The sequence below is a fragment of the Leptothoe sp. PORK10 BA2 genome, from assembly GCF_034932105.1.
Lineage (GTDB): Bacteria > Cyanobacteriota > Cyanobacteriia > Phormidesmidales > Phormidesmidaceae > Leptothoe.
Window position 1 is genome coordinate 75700 of sequence record NZ_JAYGIG010000119.1, and the last position, 8870, is coordinate 84569.

Annotated in this window: 9 protein-coding genes; 3 read left to right on the top strand and 6 right to left on the bottom strand. The window is 53.0% G+C overall.

Annotated elements, in window-relative coordinates:
• Positions 1 to 142 precede the first annotated feature (142 nt).
• From VB741_RS18120 to VB741_RS18130, 3 genes are all read right to left on the bottom strand, one after another.
• A complete protein-coding gene (locus tag VB741_RS18120; RefSeq protein ID WP_323366600.1) occupies positions 143 to 328 on the bottom strand; it encodes a hypothetical protein in 186 nt (61 codons plus the stop codon).
• 30 nt (positions 329 to 358) lie between these two features.
• Positions 359 to 733 carry a DUF2752 domain-containing protein gene (locus tag VB741_RS18125; protein WP_323366601.1) on the bottom strand — a complete coding sequence of 125 codons (375 nt, stop codon included), beginning with the start codon at positions 731 to 733 and terminating at the stop codon, positions 359 to 361.
• 434 nt (positions 734 to 1167) lie between these two features.
• Complete coding sequence (locus tag VB741_RS18130) at positions 1168 to 2610, bottom strand: FAD-binding domain-containing protein (protein ID WP_323366602.1); 1443 nt, start codon at positions 2608 to 2610, stop codon at positions 1168 to 1170.
• 121 nt (positions 2611 to 2731) lie between these two features.
• On the opposite strand from VB741_RS18130, the gene VB741_RS18135 reads away from it, so the two are divergent.
• Positions 2732 to 4804, top strand: a complete 2073-nt coding sequence (locus VB741_RS18135) for a S9 family peptidase (RefSeq protein WP_323366603.1) — start codon at positions 2732 to 2734, stop codon at positions 4802 to 4804.
• Here VB741_RS18135 and VB741_RS18140 read toward each other — a convergent pair.
• Positions 4784 to 4942: a hypothetical protein gene (locus tag VB741_RS18140; protein WP_323366604.1), complete on the bottom strand. Its 159-nt coding sequence runs from the start codon at positions 4940 to 4942 to the stop codon at positions 4784 to 4786. The two genes, VB741_RS18135 and VB741_RS18140, sit on opposite strands and share 21 nt — an antisense overlap.
• Before the next feature lie 291 nt (positions 4943 to 5233).
• On the opposite strand from VB741_RS18140, the gene VB741_RS18145 reads away from it, so the two are divergent.
• Together VB741_RS18145 and VB741_RS18150 are read left to right on the top strand one after the other, a co-directional pair.
• Positions 5234 to 5419, top strand: coding sequence for a DUF4278 domain-containing protein (locus tag VB741_RS18145; RefSeq protein WP_323366605.1), 186 nt, complete (start codon positions 5234 to 5236; stop codon positions 5417 to 5419).
• 333 nt (positions 5420 to 5752) lie between these two features.
• Complete coding sequence (locus VB741_RS18150) at positions 5753 to 6370, top strand: HAD family hydrolase (protein WP_323366606.1); 618 nt, start codon at positions 5753 to 5755, stop codon at positions 6368 to 6370.
• Between the two features lie 99 nt (positions 6371 to 6469).
• Here the strand turns inward: VB741_RS18150 and VB741_RS18155 are convergent, their stop codons facing one another.
• Positions 6470 to 7678, bottom strand: a complete 1209-nt coding sequence (locus tag VB741_RS18155) for an HhoA/HhoB/HtrA family serine endopeptidase (RefSeq protein ID WP_323366607.1) — start codon at positions 7676 to 7678, stop codon at positions 6470 to 6472.
• Between the two features lie 268 nt (positions 7679 to 7946).
• Positions 7947 to 8741, bottom strand: a complete 795-nt coding sequence (locus VB741_RS18160) for a toll/interleukin-1 receptor domain-containing protein (RefSeq protein ID WP_323366608.1) — start codon at positions 8739 to 8741, stop codon at positions 7947 to 7949.
• Between the last annotated feature and the right edge of the window lie 129 nt (positions 8742 to 8870).

The following is an 8870-nucleotide window of genomic DNA, read 5'->3' on the forward strand; positions in this document are numbered from 1 at the left end:
AGGCTGGCTTTGTTAAACCTTGTCCACGTCCAGAACTGTAGTTTTTTCCGTGGGAAACCTCCAGGTTTTAACTTGGATGCGGTTTGGCTAGATATTTTAGCTAGATATTTTGGCTAGATATAGTGGCAAAGCTTTACTGGTCCTATGGCTGTTTGTATTTGCCATTCCAGTAAGTGTAGCCAAAATATATCAGGACGCCTACCTGGATGGGCACCAAGATTAGGTAGTTTTTGAGGAAGGGATTGACGTCTATGTGGGCGAAGATTTGGCAGTAGGTCAACCCGGCTAGGGCTAGTCCAGCTTTGAGGGGAAGTCTGCGGTTACGCATGGTGTTTTTCACACTAATAGATGAACGGCGCTAGATCAGATGACCGAGAAAAGACTGTTCCATGACTGTGGTCAATGTGCCAGAGCTCCACAGACCATAGAGTCTAATGCTGTGGTAGCCAAACATTAGCCCCAGAACGCTGAGCCATAGGTTGCGTTTCTGCCACCATCCTCCCCAGGTGCGTTTGGTGAGCAATTCTGCACTAATTTGCCCCAGGGCCATGGCCCAGAGGAGGATGACTAGGGGGGACAGCAGGTGGTATTGCAGGGCGGTGGACCATTGGCGGTTTGCGATCGCAAACACCGCCCTAGTCATACCCCACGTTGGGCAAGGAATACCCACCAGGGCTTTTAACGGACATCCCCATAGATTAACCTCGTACCCCAGTCCATGGAGTACAACCATTAGGAGTGGGGTACACAACGCTCCTAATATGCCTAAACGCACATAAATAGAACTTATGGATACCCAAAGCTCCGCGCAAGATCCCTAAAATCCCGGCCACAATTTTCTTGTCGGCCCCTTCTACTCCACCTGAATTAGCCATTGTGCTCCATTTCCTTTTCTGTGTGCGTTTTCATCATGCCAATCATAGTTGCAGACGATGACGGCATATCTTTCAATTTGCCCGATTCTAGAAATAGAAAAACCTTGTAATGAAAATTCAATCAAGCTGACCGGTAAAAAAATCCGGATGACAGGCCAAAAAGTACTCAATACTTTGCAATATGTCCCAGATCAAGCGTCAGAACTCTAGATATAGCTTTATAGCTACGCTTAGAGGGCCGATGTGTGATCAATCACCTGGGGTGGGTAGGGTGATCACCGGGTTCTACGAGTTATGCCAACGTAGACTCCAACTTAGACTTTTGTTGTTTGTAGAGTTCTTTGAAACGGGCCTGTTGTTTTTTATGATCCACAATGGGTGCGACGTAACCAGTTCCTGCTAAATCCAGCGGGGAGAGTTTGCCCGTGACGAGGGCACCCGTATCCACATGGCGAATTTCAGGTACCCATTGGCGGATGTATTCCGCTTCATTATCAAACTTTTTGGCCTGACTAGCCGGGTTAAAGATTCTTAGGGGCTTGGGGTCCATGCCACTGGAGGCGCTCCACTGCCAGCCGCCATTGTTGGCACTGAGGTCCCCATCCACCAATTTTTGCATGAAGTACTTTTCTCCCCAGCGCCAGTCGATGATCAGGTCCTTGGTGAGAAAACTGGCCACAATCATGCGGCAGCGATTGTGCATCCATCCGGTTTCGTTCAGTTGGCGCATGGCTGCATCTACGATGGGGTAGCCTGTGCGGCCCTCACACCAGGCGGTAAACTGGGCGTTGTCATTATGCCAGGGAAAGTCTTTCCATGCCTCTCGGTAGGGGCCCTGGGCTAGCTCTGGAAAGAAATACATCACATGTTGGTAAAACTCTCGCCAGGCGAGCTCCTGCATCCAGGTTTGTACGTTGGTGCGGGCTTCGTCACTGCGACAGGCTTCGTAGGCGGTGGCGGCCGTTTGCCACACTTCGCGTATACCTACTGCGCCAAACTTGAGGGCGGCGCTGAGGAGAGAGGTCCCCTCCACCGCTGGAAAATTGCGTTGTTCGTCATAGGCTTCAATGGCCCGGTGGCCAAAGCTGGCCAGTTGGGCCTGGGCTACCAGTTCACCGGGTTCTAGGGGTAATGGGCTATCCCAGGTAAAGCCTAGGGCCTGGGCAGAGGGGAGTGCGATCGCACCCGCCAACGCCCGTTCTGACTGACTAAGGCCGATGGCATTTTGCAGGGTGGCCACGGGAGCCAGTTTGGGTTGTTTCTGCCAGGTGCGCCAAAAGGGACCATACACCGTGTAGGGTTTTCCCTCCCCCGTCAGCACATCTCCCGGTGCATGGAGCAGCTGGTCCCAGGTTTGGGTGTGTATTTCGATGCCCTTGGCTGATAGGGCTGCGGCCACCGCCGTATCCCGCTGGCGGGAGTAGGGTTCTACATCCCGGTTCCAGTAAACCGCCCTGGCCCCCAGGGCCACAGCCACCTGGGGAATCTGCTGGGTAGGCTGGCCCTGCAAAATCAGCAGTTCACTCCCCGCCATCTGATACTGGGACTGCAGCTGGGCCAGACAGCCCACCATGTAGGTCACCCGGGCTGGAGCCACATCATCCGCCGCTAAGATGTCCGGATCGAGGCAAAAAACACCCACCACCTTAGGACTCCGTTCCCGCGCCGTGGCCAGGCCTAGATTATCGCTGATGCGCAGGTCACGCCGGTGCCAAAACAGGATCAGATCAGCCATGGAGGAGGGGTAAGGGTGGGTGGAGTTTGATTAGTATAAGTGGTTTATCGGTGGGTTTTAAGGTGGTCACCCACGCCCTAGCTCAGTATTCTAGAAATACATCCCTAAGGAGCCAACGGTTTTGAGTCAGTCTGAAGCGCCCATTGCGAAGAAAGAGCCGAAAACCCTGGAGCATCATGGGGATGTGCGGATTGATGATTACTATTGGCTGTGCGATCGCACCTCCGATGCCACCCTGAAGTATCTCCAGGCCGAAAACGACTACGCCACAGACCAGACAGCCCACACCAAGGAATTCCAAAAAGCCCTATACGACGAAATGCTGGGCCGCATCCAGGAAACCGACCTGTCTGTCCCCACCAAAGACGGCGATTATTTCTACTACAGCCGCACCGAAGAAGGTAAAGCCTATGGCATCCTGTGTCGTAAGCGGTACAGCCTAGACGCTCCAGAAGAGATTTTGCTTGACGAAAATGAGCTAGCTAAAGGTCACGAGTTTTTTGCCCTGGGCGATTCCGACATCAGCCTGAATCATCAGCTGTTGGCCTATGCCATCGATACCAACGGTTCAGAGCGCTGCACCCTAGTCTTCAAAGAGTTGGCCACTGGTAAACTCTTTCCAGAAGAGATTAAAGACATGGCCGAAGTTGTTTGGGCCAACGACAACCGCACCGTGTTTTATACTCGCCTAGATCAGGCCCACCGCCCTTGTCAGGTCTGGAAACATCGCCTGGGGGAAGACCCCAGCCAAGACCAGCTGATTTACGAAGAAACCGACGAAGCCTTTTATGTCTCCCTGGGGAACACCCGGAGTGACGCCTATTTGCTCATCTCCATTGACAGTAAGGTGACGTCAGAGATTCACATTCTCGATGCCAACCAGCCCGACGGAGCGTTTAAAGTTGTTTGTCCCCGGGAACATGGGGTGGAATATTCCATTTCCCACCACCCTGGCCAGGGGGGAGACTCTGACCGGTTTTATATCATCACCAATGAAGACGCCATCAACTCCAAACTCATGGTGACCCCGGTGAATTCCCTGGGCAAAGAGAACTGGCAAACGGTTATCCCCCATCGGCCTAAGGTGCAACTCACCGGCATCAGTGTATTCATCGATCACCTCATCATTTACGAGCGCCAGGGTGGACTCCCCACCATTCGCATCCAAAAACTCTCCACCGGGGAAGAAACCGCCCTAGACTTTCCAGAACCCACCTACTCGGTGTGGGCGGGGGCCATGCCCGAATTTGACAACAAAACCCTACGGTTTACCTACACATCCTTAATCACCCCCGCCTCCGTGTTTGACTATGACATGGACACCCACGAACGCGAGCTAAAGAAAGAGACCCCCGTCCTCGGCGGCTATGACCCCAGCCAGTACCAGAGCGAATGGCTGATGGCCGCCGCCCCAGATGGCACCCAGGTCCCCATTTCCCTGGTGTACAAAAAAGGCCTGGAGCGCAACGGTAACAATCCCCTATTTCTCTATGGCTATGGCTCCTATGGCCATTCCTCATCCGCCTCGTTTTCCTCTATTCGCCTCTCGTTGTTAGATCGGGGTGTTGTCTACGCCATTGCCCATATTCGTGGCGGCGGTGAGATGGGACGGCCCTGGTATGAGGACGGTAAGTTTCTCCACAAGAAGAATACCTTCACCGACTTTATTGCCTGTGCCGAGTATCTGATCCAGCACCAGTGGACTCGGCCTAATAAACTGGCGATCTATGGCGGTAGTGCTGGTGGGTTACTGATGGGAGCGGTGCTCAACATGCGGCCTGATCTGTTTAAGGTGGCCTTGGCCGCCGTGCCCTTTGTGGATGTTCTGACCACCATTTTGGACCCCAGTCTGCCCCTGTCGGTGATGGAATGGGACGAGTGGGGCAACCCCAACCAACAGGACTTCTACAAATATATGAAATCCTATTCCCCCTATGACAATGTCACCGCCCAGGACTATCCTGACCTGTTGATTACGGGGGGGCTAAACGACCCTCGGGTGTCCTACTGGGAGCCCGCCAAGTGGACCGCAAAACTGCGGCAGCTCAAGACTGACCAGAACCGACTACTGCTCAAAACCAATATGGATGCGGGCCATGGGGGAGCCTCCGGGCGCTACGGTTGGCTGGAAGAAACCGCTTTTGAATATGCCTTTATGCTCGATAGTCTGGGGCTAGCGACGACGGATGACTGAGCGCTCATTGCCAAGGGGGCCGGTGGATGTACGGTTAATGGTTCCATCTTCTACCGTAATTTCATGGGTCCCAGTCGCAGAACGACTATTGGGCCCGGTGGTCGTACGGGTGTAAACACCATCGCTACCTGCCGTCACGGTGGTAACTTCATTGCCATTCGGACACTACGGGGCCGAATGATCTGACCATCGTCATTCACAGTCCGGGTGGTGGTGGCACTATTGCCGTTGGGACCTGTGTGATTAGTTAAATCATTAGGCAAAGCTTATCTGTAACTTTAAGCTTCGTTAACTTCGCGTTAATTCACACGTATAAAATATAAACTGTATTCAATTACACATTATGCATGTTTCTGACAGGAAAGTTTAGCAATCGTCTCCATTGGTGAACGTTTCTGTCATGGCATCTACACACTTGGAGGGACCGAGATGAAACTATCATTCCTTGGCGCTACCTACGAAGCGCATTTTGAAGATGTTCAAGTCACTGATACTGAAAATATTGGCACCTATCGTGGGGCTCCCCTCAAACGTAAGGCGTTTAAGGTTCCTAGCCATCCCCACCACCGGACGCAGCTTACCTATCGTGGCGTGAAGTATACCCAAGACGTTTAGTATTGCCTGAGTTATTGACAACGAAGTATTCCTAATTTGCAGGGCCTCTTTTTCCTAAGGGAAAAGGAGGTTTTTTTGTGGGGTATCAACTCAAAGCGGGACGTTTTCCCAAGGATAGTATTCAGGAGTCAGGAGTCAGGGCCTCACTGGCTTCTGGCTTCTGGCCCCTGATTCCCCACCTAGCCAGGATTTTCCGGCTTAAGTTGATACCCTTTTTGTGATGGTTCAATCTGCTTTTGATCATGGTCCGTTTGTCCAGGCAATTAGCCCATAGTTTTGTCGGCGTAGCTGCGCGCTACACTGGCCTAGGCAACGCAAGGCGGCACCATATCCATGAACCTAACCGGCAGTGAAAACCTGGCTAATCGCACCTGTTGGGTGTTTGATATGGATGGCACCTTAACCGTTAGCATCCATGACTTTGAAGCGATTCGAGCAGCCTTGGAACTGCCTCCGGATGCGCCAATTTTAGAGTCATTGCGGCAACTGCCGCCTGATATTGCTAGGGTTAAACACCAGCAGTTGCGGGACATAGAAATGGATTTTGCCCGTCGGGCTACTGCCCAGCCGGGGGCCCATGAGCTGCTGGAACTGTTGATTTCCCAGGGAAAACAAATTGCGATTCTGACCCGCAATGGTAAGGATATTGCCCATGAAACCCTGGATGCTTGTGGTTTGATGGATTTTTTTGAGCCGACGCTGGTGCTCAGTCGTGACTGTCATGCGCCGAAACCTGAGCCAGATGGCATTTTGGCCCTACTGAATACGTGGCAGTCTGCGCCGACGGCAGCGGTGATGGTGGGGGATTATAAATTTGATCTGGAGGCGGGGCAGCGGGCTGGGACAACGACTGTCTACATTGACCCGGCGGGGGAATTTATTTGGTCGGACTATGCGGATTATGGGGTGCGATCGCTAAAATCCATCATAGATTGGTTAAAAAAATCCTAGGAGCAGGGCGACCGGCACACCGGATGCGCTCAACTCTCCTAGGATTCAGAGCTCTGCTACGAACTGGCTACAGGCCCAACTACAGCCCTGCCCCAACACCTACTGGGGGATATTTTCCGGTTTCACATCCACCCGTTTGAGTTCACCATTTCTCTCGACTTCAAACGTTAGCTTTTGGCCCACTTTTCCTTGGCCCACCACCCGTTGCACCGCTTCTGCATCGGCCACGGGGGTACCGTCCATGGTCTTAATCACATCCCCAGCCCTGAGGCCACCCTTAGCCGCCGGTGAACCTTGCAGTACCTGAACAATCAAAATACCGGTCTCTGCTTCGACCGTCAGACCGCTGTTGGGGTTCGAGTTAATCTCTTCCTTGACGGCTGGGCTCAGGGTCACCATCTGAATCCCTAGGAAGGGATGCTCCACTTTGCCAGTTTCCGCTAGCTCCGTGGCAATGCGCTCCACCATGTTGATGGGGATGGAAAACCCGAGGCCCTGGGCGCCGCTGATGATGGCTGTATTGACGCCAATCACTTCACCCTGCTGGTTGAGCAGGGGGCCTCCCGAGTTGCCGGGGTTAATGGCTGTATCTGTTTGGATAAACTCCACCCGTTTGTCCGGCACCCCCACCTGGTTGCTAGAGCGACCGACGGCGCTGATAATCCCTACGGTGACAGTGTTATCTAGGCCCAGGGGGTTACCAATGGCGATGGACCATTCGCCGGGCTGCAGCTGATCCGAGTCCCCTAGGGCGACGGTAGGTAGATCCTGTTCATCTTCTACCTTAATCACGGCGATATCGGTCACTGGGTCGCTTCCCAGGACTTGGCCATCTAAAATGCGGCCATCCTTTAGGGTGACGGTGACGGTGTCTGCCCCCTCGACGACGTGGGCATTGGTAATAATGCGGCCATCTTCACTGATGATAAAGCCTGACCCGAGGCCCTGTTCGGTGCGTTCTTGGCCACCTTGGGGGAGTCGTTCCCCAAAGAATTGGCGGAAGCCGGGGTCGTTGAATATGTCTGGCACCTGTTGGCTGACGGTGCGTGATGCGTCGATGCGGACGACGGCAGGTCCGACTTTGGTGACTACGTCGGTGATGAAGTTGGGGTTAGCGGCTAGGCTAATGGTTGGGGTGGGGGCTGTTTGGGCAACGGCAATGCGATTTTCGCTGCGGAGGGGGGATACTGGTGACCAGGCTAGGAAGCCGCCTGCTGTTGCTAATCCGGCCCCTATGACTAGGCTGCCGAGGGCTGAAATGCTCCGGGCTCTGGGGTTAGCAGGTTTGGGGTGAAGGGGATAGGACATAGCCGTGATGGTTCTAAGTTCAATGTGTTAGTTGTAGCTTATCTAAGGGATGTGACATTCCTGTGACATCGGGTTGTCAATTGTTTGTGGGAGATGAATAGATGCTGAGTTGGGTGAGCGGAGCTGAACCCAACGGCTGATTGTCATGCTCGATCTCATTTGATTGTAAACAGCGCCAGCTCACTCTGCCCTCAAAGTGTCAGGGCTAATGGGTGCCAACCCCACTGTGTCGGCGTCAGCGTTCCCGCAGGGTAGGGGTTCGTACACCCTATCGATATCGCTGTGCCTTAATATCCTCAACCGCTGCCTTAATCGCGGTCTCCACATTGAGCCAGGCTTTGTCGCGATTAGGCCATGAGGTGACGGGTTTGGCATTGGTGGGAAATACCTGGAGGCTGCTAAATGGGGTGTTTTTCCAGTCCACAGGCCGCAGAATGATGGGAATTACCCTGGCTTCCTTAGCCTCATGCCGCTCCATGGCTTGTTTGAGTTCGATTTCGTAGCAGTAGTCTGAGGCGATAAAGTCGGCGCTAATGAGCAACAGGATAATGTCTGCTTGCTTGAGGTTGTCGTCGATTTCGTTGGCCCAGTCTGTACCGGCAACAATGCAGCGGTCATGCCATGGTTTGATCAGTTTTTGGCGTTGGAGGATTTTGAGGTGGGTGTCTAAGTGATTGCGTAGGGTTTCGTCCTTGTGGGCATAGCTATAGAACAGTTTTAGGGCCTGGTCGCGGCGCTCGATGTCGGACGTTCTTGGGCGGCTGCCTTCGATATCTACGCCGTTGAGCAAGTCTTGAACATTGAGGTCGAGTAGTTTATCCCCAACGACTTCCTCAAATGATTTTCTGCCTTTATTTTCTCGAATGAGTAGGTCTTTATAGCTGACGGTGACATCGGGATAGCCGGGGACTGGAACCAGTTCTTTGGGGATGAACTTGAAGTTGCTGTGGATGCGGTCAAAGTCAGACCGGATGATGGCGAGTAGGCGGCGACGGCTATTAAGGGGACCGTTGACATTGATGCTGACGGTTTTTTCTTGGGGGTCGGCTTTGACTAGGGCCATATTAGACCTCTTGCATAATAGTTTCTATGGTAGATTTTTAGGTTTTGGTTCATTGCTTTACACCTAGGCAGATGAACTACGAAGCCACCCAAACCCTTAGCAATTCAAAGTTTAAGCGTCGATTCGGCG